11 protein-coding genes and 1 pseudogene are annotated in these 18,152 nt (G+C 70.8%); 9 read left to right on the top strand and 3 right to left on the bottom strand.

The genetic code is table 11. The features are described from left to right. The first annotated feature begins 15 nt into the window (after positions 1-15). The 6 genes from AC5P1B_RS12390 to AC5P1B_RS12415 all read left to right on the top strand — a co-directional run bounded on the left by AC5P1B_RS12390 (position 16) and on the right by AC5P1B_RS12415 (position 8,600). Positions 16-1,257 (top strand): amidohydrolase family protein, encoded by a 1,242-nt coding sequence (locus AC5P1B_RS12390; RefSeq protein WP_493886942.1) that lies wholly within the window; start codon positions 16-18, stop codon positions 1,255-1,257. A gap of 204 nt (positions 1,258-1,461) precedes the next feature. After that, a complete protein-coding gene (locus tag AC5P1B_RS12395) occupies positions 1,462-2,451 on the top strand; it encodes a TIGR03619 family F420-dependent LLM class oxidoreductase (protein ID WP_493887022.1) in 990 nt (329 codons plus the stop codon). Continuing rightward, positions 2,451-3,428, top strand: coding sequence for an SDR family NAD(P)-dependent oxidoreductase (locus AC5P1B_RS12400; RefSeq protein ID WP_493886943.1), 978 nt, complete (start codon positions 2,451-2,453; stop codon positions 3,426-3,428). Before AC5P1B_RS12395 ends, AC5P1B_RS12400 begins: the two co-directional genes overlap by 1 nt. A 268-nt stretch (positions 3,429-3,696) precedes the next feature. After that, complete coding sequence (locus AC5P1B_RS12405) at positions 3,697-4,821, top strand: LLM class flavin-dependent oxidoreductase (protein WP_493886944.1); 1,125 nt, start codon at positions 3,697-3,699, stop codon at positions 4,819-4,821. A 58-nt stretch (positions 4,822-4,879) separates the two neighbouring features. Beyond that, positions 4,880-6,730, top strand: coding sequence for an N-acyl-D-amino-acid deacylase family protein (locus AC5P1B_RS12410; protein ID WP_493886945.1), 1,851 nt, complete (start codon positions 4,880-4,882; stop codon positions 6,728-6,730). 259 nt (positions 6,731-6,989) lie between these two features. Continuing rightward, entirely contained in the window at positions 6,990-8,600 is a 1,611-nt protein-coding gene (locus AC5P1B_RS12415) for an APC family permease (RefSeq protein ID WP_493886946.1), read from the top strand. 100 nt (positions 8,601-8,700) lie between these two features. Here AC5P1B_RS12415 and AC5P1B_RS12420 read toward each other — a convergent pair whose 3' ends face one another. After that, complete coding sequence (locus AC5P1B_RS12420) at positions 8,701-10,209, bottom strand: CehA/McbA family metallohydrolase (protein WP_493886947.1); 1,509 nt, start codon at positions 10,207-10,209, stop codon at positions 8,701-8,703. A gap of 218 nt (positions 10,210-10,427) precedes the next feature. On the opposite strand from AC5P1B_RS12420, the gene AC5P1B_RS12425 reads away from it, so the two are divergent. Beyond that, entirely contained in the window at positions 10,428-11,288 is an 861-nt protein-coding gene (locus AC5P1B_RS12425) for a TIGR03619 family F420-dependent LLM class oxidoreductase (protein ID WP_493887023.1), read from the top strand. 90 nt (positions 11,289-11,378) lie between these two features. Further along, a complete protein-coding gene (locus AC5P1B_RS12430; protein ID WP_493886949.1) occupies positions 11,379-14,240 on the top strand; it encodes a bifunctional FO biosynthesis protein CofGH in 2,862 nt (953 codons plus the stop codon). An 87-nt stretch (positions 14,241-14,327) separates the two neighbouring features. On the opposite strand, the pseudogene AC5P1B_RS12435 reads toward AC5P1B_RS12430, so the two are convergent. After that, a pseudogene (locus AC5P1B_RS12435) lies at positions 14,328-14,534 on the bottom strand (endo alpha-1,4 polygalactosaminidase); the annotation flags it as partial. Positions 14,535-14,934: 400 nt separating this feature from the next. On the opposite strand from AC5P1B_RS12435, the gene AC5P1B_RS12440 reads away from it, so the two are divergent. After that, positions 14,935-16,059, top strand: coding sequence for an ADP-ribosylglycohydrolase family protein (locus tag AC5P1B_RS12440; protein WP_493886950.1), 1,125 nt, complete (start codon positions 14,935-14,937; stop codon positions 16,057-16,059). Between the two features lie 126 nt (positions 16,060-16,185). On the opposite strand, the gene AC5P1B_RS12445 is transcribed toward AC5P1B_RS12440, so the two are convergent. Further along, positions 16,186-17,817, bottom strand: a complete 1,632-nt coding sequence (locus AC5P1B_RS12445) for a sodium:solute symporter family protein (protein ID WP_493886951.1) — start codon at positions 17,815-17,817, stop codon at positions 16,186-16,188. Positions 17,818-18,152 lie beyond the last annotated feature (335 nt).

An 18,152-nucleotide genomic window follows, 5' to 3' on the forward strand; every position in this document is an offset into this window, starting at 1 on the left:
GCTACCGTGGCAACCATGGAGAGCTTCCCGAAGATAATCTCGGTGGACGATCACACGGTCGAGCCCCCGCACGTCTGGCGGGACCGCTTGCCCGCGGCCTATCGCGAGCTGGGGCCCCATGTCGTGCGCGCGCCGCTGAAGGAGATGACCTTCGTGGGCGGCAAATTCGCCCCGAAGATGGGGACGGTGGGCGGGACGGAGGCGGAGGGCCCGCTGGCGGACTGGTGGGTGTACGAGGAGCTGCGACGGCCGCTCACCCGTCTGGACACCGCCGTCGGCTACGACAGGGACGAGGTGCGGCTGGAAGCCATCACCTACGAGCAGATGCGGCCGGGTTCCTACTCCGTCCCTGAGCGGCTCGCTGACATGGACATCAACCATGTGCAGACAGCGCTCTGCTTCCCGACCTTCCCCCGCTTCTGCGGCCAGACCTTCACCGAGGCGAAGGACCGGACCCTGGGCCTGCTGGGCGTGCGCGCGTACAACGACTGGATGGTGGAGGAGTGGTGCGGTCCCGAGTCCGCCGGGCGGCTCATCCCGCTCACCCTCATACCCCTCTGGGACGCGGAACTCGCGGCGGCGGAAGTCCGCCGCAACGCGGCGCGCGGCGTCCGTGCCGTCTGCTTCTCGGAGATCCCCCCGCATCTGGGGCTCCCTTCCATCCACACCGACGACTGGGACCCCTTCCTCCGCGCCTGCGCCGAGACGGGCACCGTCATCGCCATGCACATCGGCTCGTCCTCGCGGATGCCCTCCACCTCCGCTGACGCGCCACCCGCCGTCGGCTCCACCATCACCTTCGCGAACTGCTGCTTCTCCATGGTCGACTGGCTCATGTCGGGCAAGTTCGACCGGTTCCCCGAGCTGAAGATCATGTACGCGGAGGGGCAGATCGGCTGGATTCCCTACATCCTGGAACGCGCGGACGTCGTCTGGGAGGAGAACCGCGGCTGGGGCGGCGTCGCCGACAAGGTGCTCCGCCCGCCGTCGGAACTGTTCGCCGAGCACATCTACGGCTGCTTCTTCGACGACGCCTTCGGGGTACGCAACCTCGACGCCATCGGCGTAGGCAATGTCCTCTACGAAACGGACTACCCCCACTCCGACTCGACCTGGCCGAAGTCGCGCGAGGTCGGCGAGGCGCAGATGGGCCACCTGGCGCCGGACGTGATCGAGCGGATCGTCCGGGGCAACGCCATCGAGCTGCTCGGACTCACCCCGGACGGGCTGTGGCCCGGCCGGACGGCGACGGCCTAGCCGATGGCCGGACGCGAAGCCGGGCGGCACCGCCCGACGGATGAGGGTGCGGGCGCGGGTGCGGGCGCGTACGAGGAGATGTCGGAGGGCGCGTACGAGAAGGCGCCGGCGGGCACGTACGAGACGACGCCCGAGGAGGCGTACGAAGGGGCGCGCGACGGTATAGGCGGCGCGGGAAGTGGGCGGCGGGCGCTCGCGTACGGGATGCAGCTGCCGATCCAGTCGCAGAGCACCCTGTACGCCGAGGGCTGGGAAACCCAGGCCGGTCCCGCCGACCTGGTGGAGATCGCGCGGGCCGCCGACCGGCTCGGCTTCGCGTACGTCGCCGCCTGCGAGCACATCGCCATCCCCAGGCGGCTGGCCGCCGCCATGAGCACCGTCTGGTACGACCCGGTCGCGACCCTCGCCTACCTCGCCGCCGCCACCGAGCGAGTCCGGCTGCTCAGCCACGTCGCCGTCGTCGGCCTGCGGCACCCGCTGCTCACGGCGAAGCAGTACGCCACGCTCGACCACCTCAGCGGGGGCCGTCTCATCCTGGGCGTCGGCGCGGGACACGTACCGGAGGAGTTCGCGGCCCTGGGCGTGGACTTCGCCGCGCGCGGACGGCTGCTCGACGAGACGATCGACGCGCTGAAGGCGGCGCTGGGGCCGGAGGAGTTCCCCGAGTTCGCGGGAGAACGCTTCACCTTCAGCGGGCTCGGCCAAGCGCCGCGCCCCGCGCAGAGACCGCGCCCGCCGGTGTGGGTGGGCGGTTCATCACCCGCCGCGCTGCGCCGGGCGGCGACACGCGGCGACGGCTGGCTGCCGCAGGGCGACCCGCGCGACCGGCTGCCGCTCCAGATCGCCAGGTTGCGCGCACTGCGGGACAAGGCCGCGCGGGCCGCCGGGCTGCGGCAGCCCGAGCCCTTGTGTGTCGGTGCCATCACCGAGCCGCTGTACGTCGGCAAGGCCACGTGGCGGGTCGGACGTACCACGCTGACCGGTGAGCCGGAACGTATCGCCTGCTCGCTGCGCGAGTACGGGGCCATGGGCGTCCACCAGATCCAGGTCCGCTTCCGCAGCCGGAGCCGCACCGAACTGGTGGATCAGATGGCGGCGTTCGCTACGGACGTCGCCCCGCACCTCGCCCTGCCGCCAGACGGAGAAGCTCCGGTGGGAGAACCAGAAGGAGAACCAGAAGGAGAAGAGGAGTAATGGCCCCGTCCCCGTCCCCGTCATCGTTCCCGCACCCGTCCTCGTCCTCGTCCGATCCGGCGCGTCCAGCGGGTGCGTCCGCCGCCCAGGCCGGTGCGGGTCATGCCGGTGCGGGACAGGCCGCAGCGGGGCGCGGTGCCGCGCGGCGTCCGCGCCCGCGTCCCCATCCGCCCGCGGAGCACCGCAAGCTCGCCGGCCGGACCGTCCTGATCACCGGGGCGGCCCGGGGGCAGGGGGAACAGGAGGCCCGGCTGTTCGCGGCGGAGGGCGCCGGGGTCCTGCTCGCCGATGTACTGGATGTGCGCGGCGCCGCCGTAGCCCGGGAGCTGAACGATGACCACGGCCCGGGCAGCGCCCGCTACGTGCACCTCGATGTGCGCGAGGAGGCGGACTGGCGCGACGCCGTATCCGTCGCGCGGGAAGCCTTCGGGAAGCTGGACGGGCTCGTCAACAACGCCGGGATTCTGCGGTTCAACGAGTTGGTGAACACGCCGTTGGCCGAGTTTCAGGCGGTGGTGCAGGTCAATCAGGTGGGGGCGTTCCTGGGTATGCGGGCGGTGGCGCCGGAGCTCGCCGCTGCCGGTGGCGGCACGATCGTCAACACCGCCTCCTACACGGCCCTGTCGGGCATGGCGTATCTGACGTCGTACGCGGCGACCAAGGCCGCGATCGTCGGCATGACGCGGGTCGCCGCGATGGAGCTGGCGCCGCAGGGGATACGGGTCAACGCGATGTGCCCCGGCGCGATCGACACCCCGATGACCAACCCCGACCAGCTGGCCTCGGGCGTGGACCGGGAAGAGGCCGCGCGTGCGGTGGACGATCTCTACGAGAAGTCCGTGCCGCTCGGCCGGATCGGCCGTCCTGAGGAGGTCGCGCGGCTGGCCCTGTTCCTGTCGTCGGACGACTCCTCCTACATCACCGGTCAGCCGTTCGTGATCGATGGCGGCTGGCTGGCGGGCATCACACCCTTCTGACCCCGGATCTTCCGACCTCCCCCGCCTCCCGACTCTCCGCCCCTCCCGACGTCTGGCCTCCTGGCGGCGCCTGGCCTCCTGGCCTCCTGGTCTTCGGGCCTTCTGGGCTGGTGACGCGCGCGGCGGGAGGGATCTTCGGCGCGCCGCGTGCGCCCGGCACGCCCTGCGTCTGACGCTACGTCAGGTATTGACGCGGCGGTCGGCCGGTGCGAGAGTCGACGGCATCGCTATCTGACGGGTCGTCAGAAACTGAGGACGGTGAACCTCCGTGGAATTCGGACTCTTCGTGCAGGGGTACGTGCCCGCAGCGCGGGCCAGGACCGACCCGGAGGCCGAGCATCACGCGCTCGTCGAGGAGACCGAGTACGTGATCCAGGCGGATGCCTCCGGCTTCAAGTACGCGTGGGCGTCCGAGCACCACTTCCTGGAGGAGTACTCCCACCTGTCCGCCAACGACGTCTTCCTCGGTTACCTCGCGCACGCGACGGAGCGGATACATCTCGGCTCCGGCATCTTCAACCCGCTGCCGCAGGTCAACCACCCCGCCAAGGTCGCCGAGCGGGTCGCCATGCTGGACCATCTCTCCGGCGGCCGCTTCGAGTTCGGCTCGGGGCGCGGCGCGGGCAGCCATGAGATCCTCGGGTTCCTGCCGGGTGTGACCGACATGAACGTGACGAAGGAGATCTGGGAAGAGACGATCGCCGAGTTCCCGAAGATGTGGCTCCAGGACGAATACCAGGGCTTCCAGGGGAAACACTGGTCGCTCCCGCCCCGCAAGATCCTGCCGAAGCCCTACGGCCCTTCACACCCGGCCATGTGGTACGCCGCCGGGTCACCCCCCTCGTACGCGATGGCGGCGAAGAAGGGCCTCGGGGTGCTCGGCTTCAGCGTGCAGAAGGTCTCCGACATGGAGTGGGTCGTCGAGTCGTACAAGACCGCGATCGAGGCGGCGGAACCTGTCGGCGGTTACGTCAACGACAACGTGATGGTGACGTCGACGGCGATCTGTGCGGAGACCTCCCGCAAGGCGCGCCAGATCGCCGCCGGTGGCGGGCTGAACTACCTCCAGTCGCTGTTGTTCCGCTACCACGACACCTTTCCCCGGCCCGCGGGCATCCCCCAGTGGCCGGAGCTGCTGCCGGAGTACACCGAGGAACTGATCGACCTGCTCATCGCCGAGGAACTCATGATCTGCGGGGACCCCGACGAGGTCTTGCGGCAGTGCAAGCGGTGGGAGCAGGCAGGGGCCGACCAGCTGTCATTCGGGCTGCCAATCGGGATCTCGTACGAGGACACGATGAACACGATCAAGCTCATCGGCGAACAGGTGATCCCGAAGATCGACACGGACCCGGTGCACCGGACGACCCGCTTCCGGAATTCGGCGCGCTGACCGTCCCCGCCCTGCGGGCGGGCTACGAAGAAGCAGGAGCAGGAGGGAGACCTCGCCCATGCTCGACCACCTGATCCGGGGCGCCACCGTCGTCGACGGGACGGGCGCGCCCGCGTACGTCGCCGATGTGGGCATCCGCGACGGCCGGATCGCCGTGATCAGCCCCACGCCGCCACCCGCCGGTCAACCCCCGACGGCCGACCAGCAGGGCTCGGCGCCGGGCCGGCGGGGCCCCGCGGCCGACCAGTCGGCACTCGGGCCTGCGCCTGTCCGGCAGGCGGGGGGGACGAGTGAGGCGCGTACGTGTGAGGACGCGGCGGGACTCGTGCTGGCTCCCGGGTTCGTCGACCCGCACACGCACTACGACGCCCAGCTCTTCTGGGACCCGTACGCCACCCCCTCCATGAGCCACGGCGTGACAACCATCGCCGGTGGCAACTGCGGTTTCACGCTCGCTCCGCTCAACCCGGCGCGGCCCGGGGACGCCGACTACACGCGGCGGATGATGAGCAAGGTCGAGGGCATGTCGCTGGTCGCGCTGGAAGAGGGCGCCCCGTGGAACTGGGCGGGCTTCGGCGAATACCTCGACGCGCTGGAGGGCCGCACGGCCGTCAACGCGGGTTTCATGGTCGGGCACTGCGCGCTGCGCAGGCATGTCATGGGCCCCGACGCGGTGGGCGGGCAACCGACCCCCGAACAGCTCGACGCGATGGTGCGGCTCGCGCACACGGCGATGGACGCCGGAGCGTGGGGGGTGTCCACCACCCAGTCGGCCACGCACTCGGACGGCGACGGCAGGCCGGTCGCCTCGCGGCACGCCGCGCCCGAGGAGCTGCTCGCCTTGTCGCGGGCCGTGGGGGAGCATCCGGGCACGCAGTTGGAGGCGATCGTCGGTGGCTGCCTCGACCAGTTCTCGGACGACGAGATCGAGCTGCTGGTCGCGATGACGGTCGCGGCCGGGCGACCGCTGAACTGGAACGTGCTGACCATCGACGCCGCCGTCCCCGAGCGCGTGCCGCGCCAGCTGCTGCCGAGCGAGCGGGCCCGCGCGGCCGGGGGCCGGATCGTGGCCCTGACCATGCCCATCCTGACGCCGATGAACATGTCCCTCGGCACCTTCTGCGCCCTCCACCTCATCCCGGGCTGGGGAGAGGTACTGGGGCTGCCCGTGCCCGAGCGCATCGCGCGGCTGCGTGTCCCGGCGGTACGGGCCGAGCTGCTGCGTCGCGCCCAGAGCCCGGAGGCCGGGATCTTCCGGCGGCTCGCGGACTTCGACCGCTATGTCATCGGCGACACCTACGCGACGGCCAACAAGGGCCTGACGGGCCGCGTCGTGGGGGAGGTCGCCGCCGAGCGGGGGCAGGACCCGTTCGCGTGCCTGGTGGAGGTCTGCGCGGCGGATGAGCTGCGTACGGTGCTGTGGCCGATGCCGCGCGACAACGACCCGGACAGCTGGGAGCTGCGACGGCGCACCTGGGAGCACGAGGACGTGCTGCTGGGCGGCTCGGACGCCGGGGCGCACCTGGACCGGATGTGCGGCGCCCCGTACACCACGCGCTTCCTCGGCGACTGTCTGCGCGGGCGGCGGCTGGTCGGTCTTGAGCAGGCCGTGCGGATGCTGACGGACGAGCCCGCACAGCTGTTCGGGCTACGGGAGCGGGGCCGCGTCGCCGAGGGCTACTACGCGGACCTGGTGCTCTTCGATCCGCGGCGCATCGACGCCGGGCCCGCGACACTCGTCCACGACCTGCCTGGGAACAGCCCGCGCCTTGACTCGCGGGCGGCCGGGATGGCCGGCGTCTGGGTCAACGGTGTGCGCACCATCAGGGACGACGCGGTGACGGGTGCGGTGCCGGGTGTGGTGCTGCGCTCGGGCCGTGACACCCGGACGGTCGGCACGGCCGGTTGACCGGCGGCGGGTGTGGTGCCGCGGTCCACCAGCTGGTGCCGTCTCGCCCCCGTGGGAAAATTTTGAATGCGGGCAAAACGGTCACGGCTGCGATTCCCGCAATCGGGCCTGGGTCCCTTCGGTCTGGGATGTGCAGGCTGTGCTTGGTTTTCGGCAACTAATCATTGATCGAATGGTGCGACCTTCCCTCTGAACGAAGATGTGACGTACGGAAGTTGATCTTCCGGATACGGAAACAGCACCGCTTAACGTCCTGTTCATGGTTCAGGTAGACCCACGGCTCAAGGCCGGAGACACGGTAACGAGCGTCACCGCGACGCGGCGTCGGCCCGGCACGGCCCAGCCCGGAGCCGCCGAGGCCGACGCCGGGCGCGGCGTACGGGCCAAGGGGCTCAGCGGGAACTCGGTCGGGCTGCTCGGCAGCTCCGTCATCGGGATCTCCACCGTCGCCCCCGTCTACTGCCTGACCTCGACGCTGGGCCCGACCGTGGGCGAGGTCGGACTCCAGATGCCCGCGATCTTCCTTGCCGGATTCCTGCCGATGCTGCTCGTCGCCTTCGCCTACCGCGAGCTGAACCGGTCCGTCCCTGACTGCGGCACCTCCTTCACCTGGACGGTCAAGGCTTTCGGCCCCCACGTCGGCTGGATGTGCGGCTGGGGACTGGTGATCGCCACGATCATCGTGCTGTCCAACCTGGCGGGGGTCGCCACCTCCTTCTTCTATCTGCTGCTCGGCGAGCTGACGAGCAGCGGCGCGGTCGCCGACCTCGACGGCAACAAGCCCGTACACGTGCTCACCTGCCTGGCGTTCATCGCGGTCGCCACCGCGATCAGCTACCGGGGGATGACCGCCACGAAGGGCCTGCAGTACGCCCTCGTCGGGCTTCAGCTCGCCGTCCTCGCGGTCTTCGTCGTCATGGCCATCGGCAAGGCGCGCTCCGGTGACCTGCCGGACTCGCTCGGCTTCTCCTGGACCTGGATGAACCCGTTCGCTGTCCAGTCCTTCACCGCCTTCACCGCGGGCCTCTCCCTGTCGATCTTCATGTTCTGGGGCTGGGACGCGTGCCTCACCGTGAACGAGGAGACCTCGGGCAGTGACAAGACACCCGGCCGTGCCGCCCTGCTGGCCATGCTGGTGCTCGTCGGCTCGTACCTCCTGACCGCTGTCGCGGCGCAGATGTTCTCCGGTGTCGGCGACAAGGGCACCGGCCTCGGCAACCCCGACACCTCCGACAACGTCTTCGCCGCCCTCGCCGACCCGGTGATGGGCAGCGCGCTCGGCGTACTCCTCTTCGTCGCCGTCCTCGCCTCAGCGGCCGCCAGCCTTCAGACGACGTTCATCCCCGTCGCCCGTACGGTCCTCGCGATGAGCACCTACCGGGCACTGCCGCCCGCGTTCTCGCGCGTGCACCCGCGCTTCTCGTCCCCCGGCCTGGCCACCGTCGCCGCGGGCGTCGCCACCGGAGTCTTCTACGCGGCGATGACCTTCCTCAGCGAGAACGTCCTGATCGACACGATCTACGCCCTCGGGCTCATGATCTGCTTCTACTACTCGATCACCGCCTTCGCCTGTGCCTGGTACTTCCGCCACGAGCTGCGCCGCTCCGCCCGCGACCTGGTCTTCAAGGGGCTCGCCCCGCTTCTCGGCGGCGCCCTCCTCGCCGCCGTCTTCGGCAAGACGCTCTACGACATGTGGGACCCGGCCTACGGGACGGGCAGCTCCGTCTTCGGCGTCGGCAGCGTCTTCGTGATCGGAGTGGGCCTGCTGCTCGTCGGAGCGGTGCTCATGATGGTGATGCACCGCCGCAGCCCCGCCTTCTTCCGCGGTGAGGTGCTCACCCAGGAGACCCCGGCCCTCATCATCGACTGACCGACCTGACCGACCTGACCGACCTGACCGACCTGACCGACCTGACCGACCTGACCGGTGACCAGTGGCTGGTGGTTGGTCCCGGCCCCGGTCGTTCCCTTCAGCGTTCGCCCAGGAAGACCGGGTTGGTCATCGCGGCCATCGCCCCCGGCAGTCCGGACGCTCCGCCGTCCGCCGGGGCGTGCCGCACCTCGGCTCGTACATACGCCGCGTACGAAGGCGTGGTGCGCCACTCGACCACCCCGGAGCCGGAAGCGGGCACCGGGGCGGCGTACAGCTGGCCCTGGTCGGTGATGAAGCGGACCGTGCCGTTCGCCGGGGCGCCGGTTATCTCCAGACGGACGGTGACCCGCTCGTCGTGGCCGACAGGCAGCCGGCCACCGATGCCCGCGTGTTCGCCGCGCCCGCCCAGCGCGGTGAAGGCGAGGCCGATCTTCGAGGACTCCGCTATCCAGCTGCGCCCTGCCTTGATTCCGGCCAGGACGGCGCGGCGTGACAGCTCATCGGCGAGCACGACCGTCTGCGGCAGACCGACCACCTGGGGCTCCCGGTGGGCGTCGCTGTTGCCCATCGCCGGGAGCCATGGCTTGCCGCCGCGCACGGACGCGACCAGGGTGTTGTCCCACTCGGCGATGGTCACCTCGTCGTCCGGGGTGAAGGGGCCGTTCCACACCTCCACGGCGTCGGCCTCGTTGAATCCGAACTTCCAGTTGCAGCCGATACAGGTCGCGTGCGGGTGCGCCGGGACGACCAGGCCGTCCGCCTGGCGGATCTTCCGGGAGAACCGGCCGAACGCGTTGTCCCGGGCGCGGTACCGCCAGTCCACGAAGACGCCGGGGTCGATGCCCAGGGCCAGCACATGGCCATTGCGGGTGGTGACCTCCTCGCCCATCAGGATCAGCAGGTCATCGCCCCACAGACCGCCCCACGCGCCGTGCCCCGACGTGGTGTTGTGCTCGGTCGTCGTGATGAAGTCGAGCCCGGCCGCGCGCGCCGCGGCGGCGACCTCCTCCGGGATGCGCTTGCCGTCCGAATGGACGGTGTGCAGATGGCTGTCCCCCCGATACCAGGCGCGCCCCCGCCCCTTCGCGCGCTGCGGCGGATACCCGGGTCCGGGCGTTTCGCCCCGCGCCCCGTACCGCAGCGTGACGGTGACCTCGTACCGCAGGCCCTGCGGCGCCACCGTGTACGGGCCGAGCACCACATGCCAGGTGCCCGCGCGGACCGGGCCGGCCAGATAGCCGGGCGTGGCGCGCTCCGCGCTGATCGCGAACTCCGTGCGAAACCCGCCGGACCAGCCCCTGAACCCGCGCCCGCCCAGCTCTGCGCCGCGCTCGTCGAAGATGCCGATATCGCAGGCGTTTCCCTGCGTGCCAGGCGGAACAGCCGGTTTGTCATAGGTGTAGGCGACGGCTATCTCACGGACACCGCGCGGCACCTCGATGGGGAGATAGACGAAGTCAGGCGCCCCGGTCGGCAGTTCGCCGCTGACCTTCCGGGTCTGCTCGCCGCGCTCGTCCGCCGCCTGCGCGAAAGTCACAGTTCCGAGCGTAAGGGCGCCGGCCGCGCCCGTGGCAGCCGACAACTTGAGCACGTCACGCCGATCCATCCCTGTCCCCCCAAGATCCCGCCGTCAGGCAGCGCCGGTGGAGCGGCGCCGAGGGCACGCGGCCGAGGGCGACGCCTACGGCACCTGTGTTCGAAGTGCCGCATGACACCGTTGTACGCGTGCGTGACATCGACGGAAAGCCCTGTGGATAACTCGGTGACGGTGAGAGAACATACGCGCAGCCAGCCCCGGCACACCATGCGGAGGTGCAGCAGTACATGCGGATCGCCACCACTGTCTTCCTGACCGACGAGACCATCAGGCCCACCCGGCTCGCGCAGGAACTTGAGCAGCGCGGCTTCGCCGGTCTCTACGTGCCCGAACACACCCACATCCCCGTGGACGGCAGGACTCCCTTCCCCGGTGGCGGCACACCGCCGCGTGAGTACGGCCGTACGCTCGATCCCTTCGTGGCGCTCGGGCAGGCCGCCGCCGTCACCGAACGCCTCGGTCTCGGCACCGGCATCACCCTCGTCGCCCAGCACGACCCGATCGGCCTGGCCAAGCAGGTCGCCACGCTCGATTTTCTCTCCGGCGGCAGGCTGACGCTCGGCGTCGGCTACGGCTGGAACGTCGAGGAGGCGGCCGATCACGGCGTGACCTGGTCCACCCGCCGGGAACTCGTACGGGACCGGATGGCCGGGATGCGGGCCCTGTGGGCGGCGGAGCCGACCGCCCACGAGGGCACGTTCGGGTCCGTACCGGCCAGTCACGCCCACCCCAAGCCGCTGCGGGCACCGCGCGAGCGCAAGGGAGCGGCGCCGCTGACCGGGCCGCGCACCCTCATCGGCGGGACCGCGGGCCCCAAGCTCTTCGCGCACATCGCCGAGTACGCGGACGGCTGGCTGCCCATCGGCGGACGCGGCCTGACCGAGACGCTGCCCGTGCTGCGCCAGGCCTGGGCCGACGCGGGCCGCGACCCGCAGGGACTTGAGGTCGTGCCGTACGCGGTACTGCCGTCCGCCGGGAAGCTCGCGCACTACCAGGAGCTGGGGATCGAGGAAGTGGTGCTCCAGCTTCCGCCAGCCGGGGAGAGCGAGATCCTGCGCACCCTCGACGGATACGCCCAGTTCCTGTGAGGAGGGCGCACCCCGCGCGGGCCCGGTCTGTGACGTAGGCGGCAAGTGATCTTGTGGGCCGCTGTCGGGGGTCACTCGTATGCTCGGGGGATGACGACGAGCGCGCAGGAACCCGAACGGCAGCCGCAGCAGCCGCAGCAGGCTCAGCTGTCGGACCAGCCCGCACCGACCGCACCGGCGCCGCCGGCCCCGCCCGCGACCCCCGCGCGGCCCGTGCCCCTCATGTCACCCGTGTCACCCGGCCCCGCGAGCCCGTCGTCCCCGTCTCCGTCCCCGTCGTCTCCGTCCCCGGTCCTGACAACGGGCGCCCAGGCCGCCGCCGCGCCCACGGCCAACTCCATGCGGCGCGCCCTGCGCCGGGCTCGCGACGGGGTGGCACTGGATGTCAGCGAGGCGGCGGTGCTGCTCCAGGCGCGCGGTGACGACCTCGCGGATCTGTGCGCGTCGGCGGCGCGGGTGCGGGACGCGGGTCTGGAGGCCGCGGGCCGTCCCGGCGTCATCACGTACTCGCGCAGCGTCTTCATCCCCCTCACCCGCCTCTGCCGCGACAAATGCCACTACTGCACCTTCGCTACCGTGCCCGGCAAGCTGCGCCGCGCCGGTCACGGGATGTTCATGTCCCCGGACGAGGTCCTCGCCATCGCCCGGCGCGGGGCCGAGATGGGCTGCAAGGAAGCGCTGATCACGCTCGGCGACAAGCCCGAGGACCGCTGGCCCGAGGCGCGCGAGTGGCTGGAGGCCGAGGGGTACGACGACACCATCGCCTACGTGCGCGCGATGGCCATCCGCATCCTGGAGGAGACCGGGCTGCTGCCGCACCTCAACCCCGGTGTCCTGTCGTGGACGGACTTCCAGCGGCTCAAGCCCGTCGCCCCCTCCATGGGCATGATGCTGGAGACCACGGCAGAGCGGCTGTGGAGCGAGCCCGGCGGCCCGCACTACGGCTCACCGGACAAGGAACCGGCCGTGCGCGTGCGCGTACTCGAAGACGCCGGGCGCAGCTCCGTGCCCTTCACCAGCGGGCTGCTGATCGGCATCGGCGAGACGTACGAGGAGCGCGCGGAGTCGCTGTTCGCGCTGCGCCGCGTCTCCCGCGCCTACCACGCCATCCAGGAAGTCATCGTGCAGAACTTCCGCGCCAAGCCGGACACCGTGATGCGTGCCGCGCCGGACGCGGAGCTGGACGACCTGGTCGCCACCGTCGCCGTCGCCCGGCATGTCCTGGGCCCCTCGGCGTGCCTGCAAGCCCCGCCCAACTTGGTGGATGGGGCCGATGGGGCCGATGGCGTCTCCCAGCCCGAGGCCGAGGGGGCGTACGCGCGGCTCATCGGCGCCGGTATCGACGACTGGGGCGGCGTCTCCCCGCTCACCCCTGACCACGTCAACCCCGAGCGCCCCTGGCCGCAGATCGACGAACTCGCCGAGCGGTCCGCCGAGGCCGGGTTCGAACTGCGGGAACGCCTCGCCGTCTACCCCGCGTTCATCCTGCGCGGCGAGCCCTGGCTCGACCCCCGGCTGCTCCCGCACGTCCGGGCGCTCGCCGACCCGGAGACCGGTCTTGCCCGTGCGGACGCCTATCCGGCGGGGCTGCCGTGGCAGGAGCCCGACGAGGGCTTCTCGCTCAACTCGGCCGGTACGGGCCGTACGGACCTGCACCACACCATCGACACCGAGGGCCGCACCAGCGACCGGCGCGACGACTTCGACGACGTCTACGGGGACTGGGAGTCGCTGCGCGAGGCGGCCGCCCCCGGCATGGTGCCCTCGCGCATCGACGGCGACGTACGGTCGGCGCTGTCGGTGGCGGCGGACGATCCGACGAAGCTCACCGACGCCGAAGCGCTGATCCTGCTGCACGCCGACGGCTCGGCGCTCGACGCTCTGTGCCGGGTGGCCGACGACCTGCGCCGGTCGGCGGTCGGTGACGACGTCACGTACATCGTCACCCGCAACATCAACTTCACCAACGTCTGCTACACCGGATGCCGTTTCTGCGCGTTCGCGCAGCGCCGCACGGACGCCGACGCGTACACCCTGTCCCTCTCCCAGGTCGCCGACCGCGCCGAGCAGGCGTGGGATGTGGGCGCCGTCGAGGTGTGCATGCAGGGCGGCATCCACCCCGATCTGCCTGGCACCGCCTACTTCGACATCGCCCGTGCCGTGAAGGAACGCGTGCCCGGTATGCACGTGCACGCCTTCTCCCCCATGGAGGTGGTCAACGGCGCGACCCGCACCGGCATGTCCATCCGGGAGTGGCTGACCGCCGCGAAGGAGGCGGGCCTTGACACCATTCCCGGCACCGCCGCCGAAATCCTCGACGACGAGGTCCGCTGGGTCCTCACCAAGGGAAAGCTGCCCACCGCGACCTGGGTCGAGGTCGTCTCGACCGCGCACGAGCTGGGCATCCGGTCCTCGTCCACGATGATGTACGGGCACGTCGACCAGCCCCGGCACTGGCTCGGCCACTTCCGGCAGCTCACGAGCATCCAGCAGGCGGCACAGGAGAAGGGGGTGGAGGGCTTCACGGAGTTCGTGACCCTGCCCTTCATCCACACCAACGCCCCCGTCTATCTCGCGGGAATCGCCCGCCCCGGCCCCACCACCCGCGACAACCGTGCCGTCACCGCGATGGCCCGCGTCCTGCTCCACCCGCACATCACCAACATCCAGACGAGCTGGGTCAAGCTGGGCGCGGAGGGCGCGGCGGAGATGCTCCGCTCCGGGGCGAACGACCTGGGCGGGACCCTGATGGAGGAGACCATCTCCCGGATGGCCGGGTCGAGCTACGGGTCGTACCGCTCCATTCAGGACCTGATCGCGATAGCCGAGGCAGCGGGCCGCCCGGCCCGGCCCCGGACGACGACCTACGGCGAGGTCCCGGCCGAGCGCCGGGAGTCGGCCCTCGCCTCGGATGGTCACCTGCCGAAGCTGCTGCCGGTGCTGGGGGACTGACCTGTGCGCTGCGGTCAGCGCCCGCAGCGTCTCCGGTAGGCGGCGGTCGGTGGCTCGTCCTTGATGAGCCCCGTCGAACCCGCGCGCCCGGTGGGTCCGGCAGGCCGCCGCGCCCTCCACCGAGTCCTTGTAGTCGACGGCGAAGACGGCCTTGCCGCGCTCGATGAACGGGCGCGGTTCCTCGCACTCGTCGAACCACGCACACTCCTCGGGCAGCGCCCAGTCGAAGGAGTCGACGAGCCGCGCGGCCGAACCGGGCTGGTCATGGCCGTTCTTGAGGCCGACGGACAGGCCGCGCGCGGAGGCAGGAGCCGGCCGAACCCGCTGGCGGGCCTCCGCCTCATGGTTCCCGCGCCCGCACCCGCGCCCGCACCCGCGCCCGCACCCGCACCCGCGCCCGCACCCGCAGACGGGGCCGGCGACAAGGGCCGGTGGCGTCGGGGACGTGCCGTCTGTCGCTGCACGCGGGCGATGCTACGCAGGTCCAGCGCTCGGCCGGGCCGTACGCGTCCGCTCTCCGGGCCAAGGCCACGGACGATGAAGGCGGAATGTGTTATTCCGTTCCGGGCTGTCGTGATGACCTGGTTCACATTCCCCGACGCGCCGGAACCGATCATTCGAGGTCCATTACAGTGCTGAACCAGTTTGGGAGTTGCGCAAAGACCTGCAGAGATCTACCGAAAGGGGAAAGGTCGTGACCGCATCCGCCCGTGCGGCGACCGCCATCTGGGGCCGCGCCGAGCAGCAGGACTTTCGCAGCCGGGTGCGCGGCTGCCTGCTCGGTGGCGCTCTCGGCGACGCTCTCGGCGCTGGAATCGAGTTCGATTCGCTCGCCGCCATCCGCAAGGCTCACGGGCCCGACGGCGTCACGAACTTCGTCCCCGCGTACGGGCGGCGCGGCAGCGTCACCGACGACACCCAGATGACCCTGTTCACCGTGGAGGGGCTGATACGCGCCCAGGTACGGCGCGACACAGGCGCCTGGCACCCGCCCACGGATGTGTACGGCGCGCACCGCCGCTGGTTCGCCACCCAGCACGACTGGGGTCCGGACGAGCGCAAGCAGAGCGACGGCTGGCTCGCCCGTGAGGAGTGGCTGTACTCGCAGCGCGCGCCCGGGCGTGCCTGCCTGTCCGGTCTGGCCGACGGGCCCATGGGCACTCTGGACGCGCCCAGGAACCCGGACTCCAAGGGCTGCGGGGCCGTGATGCGGTCCGCGCCCTTCGGGCTACTCGTCGGCTGGGAGCCGCAACTCGTCTTCCAGCTCGCCATCGAGTGCGCCGCCCAGACCCACGGCCACCCCACCGGCTATCTCTCGGCGGGCGCCTTCGCCCTGATCGTGCACGGCCTGGCGCGCGGAGAGGCGCTGGACGGTTCCGTACAGCGCGCGCTCGCGATGCTCGCCACCCGGCCCGGCCACGAGGAGACCACCGACGCGCTCAAGCACGCGCTCGGCGCCGTACGGCAGGGGCTGCCCACGCCGGAGCGGGTCGAGTCGCTGGGGGAGGGCTGGACCGGTGAGGAGGCGCTGGCGATGGGCGTGTACTGCGCGCTGGTCGCCGAGGACGTCGGGCACGGGCTGCTGCTGTCCGTGAACCACGGTGGCGACAGCGACTCGACCGGCTCGATCTGCGGCAACCTGCTGGGCACGCTGCACGGGGAGACGGCCCTGCCGCCCGGCTGGCTCGCCGAGGTGGAGGGGCGCGGGACCATCCTCGAACTCGCCGACGACTTCGCCATGGAGATGACCCAGGGCCCGGCACTGCACGGTCCCGCCGTATCGGCCCCCGCCTGGCTGGCCCGCTACCCGCGCGCGTAGCACCGGCGAGCGTGGCGGGTGGGGATGAGTACGTACGCCCACACCCGCCGGCCCGCCCGGCACCCCGCCCGCCTGCCCGTTCACCGCGGTGAGCCGGCCGCCAGCCGGCCCGCCAGCCGGCCGTGGTCAGTCCGCCGCGCCCGCGACGCTGTGACCGGCGCCGCCGTCCTCGTACCCAGTCGGCCGCAGCCCCACCCGCTCCTCCTCCCTGTGGGCGGGCACCACCGCGGCGGCTGCTCCGCCCACCGCCCCCGGGCCGCCCAGGCCGCCCAGGGAAACGGGGCCGCCGTCATCGGAGTCGAGCGCGGCCAGGATCGCGTCGCGCTCGGGCGTGTCCTCCGGCTTGATGAAGCCGATCACCACGTACAGCACGAGTGAGACCGCGAGCGGGAGGGAGATCTGGTACTGCAACTCCACGTCGTCGACCCCGTACTTGGCCACGGCGAAAGCGACAAGCCCCAGGGCCCAGCTGACGAGTGCCGCTGTCGGCCCTGACCTGCGGAACGGGCGCAGCATGCCCAGCATCAGGGGAATGGCGATCGGCCCCATGAGCCCGGCCACCCACTCGATGACGACAGTCAGGATGTCCCCGAAGAAGTCGGAGTTGACCTGGGTCGCGATGGCCATCGAAAGACCGAGGAAGATGAGCGTCGTCCAGCGGGCCGCCAGCAGCCCGGCCCGGGTGTCCCAGCTGCGGGCCCGCCGGGAGACCGCGGGCATGATGTCCCGCGTCACGACCGCCGCGATCACGTTCGCGTCGGAGGAACACATCGCCATCGTGTGCGAGAAGAAGCCGACGATGACCAGGCCGAGCAACCCGTGCGGCAGCAGTTCCTGGGTGAGCAGCGCGTACGAGTCGGTCGGCCGGTCGGTCGTGATGATCAGCGGAGCGACCCACATGGGGAAGAACAGCACCAGCGGCCACACGAGCCACAGGATCGCCGAGAGCCGCGCCGAGCGCGTGGCGGAGCGCGCACTGTCGGTCGCCATGTAGCGCTGCGCCTGGTTCCACATGCCGCCGTTGTACTCAAAGGTCTTGATGAGGAGATAGGCGAGCAGGAAGGTCAGGGTGTAGGGGCCTGCGGTCGGTTCGTGGTGGCTGGCGTCCAGGTCGTCCCACACGCTCCACAGCGCACTGACCCCGCCGAGCTCCGCCAGGACCGCGACCAGCATTGCGACGCCGGCGAAGAACTGGATGACGAACTGCCCCAGTTCGGTCAGCGCGTCCGCCCACAGCCCGCCGACCGTGCAGTACGCGGCGGTGACCGCACCCGTGATGAGGATGCCCTGGTTCATCGAGACACCGGTGAAGATCGACAACAGGGTCGCGATGGCGGCCCACTTGGCGGCCACGTCCACGACTTTCAGCAGCACGCCGGACCAGGCGAGGGCCTGCTGCGTCGTCAGGTTGTAGCGGTTCTTGAGGTATTCGAGCGGGGACGAGACGCCCAGCTTGGACCGCACCCGGTTGAGCCGCGGGGCGAACACGCGCGCCCCGATGCCCACGCCGATGGCGATCGGGAAGGACCAGGTCACGTAGGACGTGATCCCGTACCCGTACGAGATCGCCGCGTAGACGGTGAACATGACGGCGCTGTAGCCCGACATGTGATGCGAGATGCCGGACAGCCACCACGGCATTTTGCCGCCCGCTGTGAAGAAGTCGCTGACGTTGTCCACACGCTTGTGGGACCAGACGCCGATCGCGATCATCACGCCGAAATACCCGATGAGCACGGTCCAGTCGAGACTGTTCATTTCCCCCTCCTCGGGGTCCGCCTTATGAACCGGAACGCGCGTCGCCGTGGCGTTCGAGGTGGCGGCAGTCCTCACTTGGGGGAGCGGGGACTTCGGGGATTGAACCCCTTGCGGGAGCAGGGGGTCAAGGGCAGGCACGATCAAGAATGTGAACGCAAGTCAGCAAGAGGAACGATTTTACGTGCTCTTGACCTTCGGGGTCGTTGTCCCGGCCATGACGGCGGCCACACGATGAACGGGCACGTCGCCGTGCCGCACGAAGCGTCGCCACGCGGCCAAGTGATGGCCAGGAAGCGCCCCTTGGGCGTTTGCTGTCGGCCGCCGTCAGCCGCTGA

It is taken from the genome of Streptomyces sp. A01 (assembly GCF_059026195.1).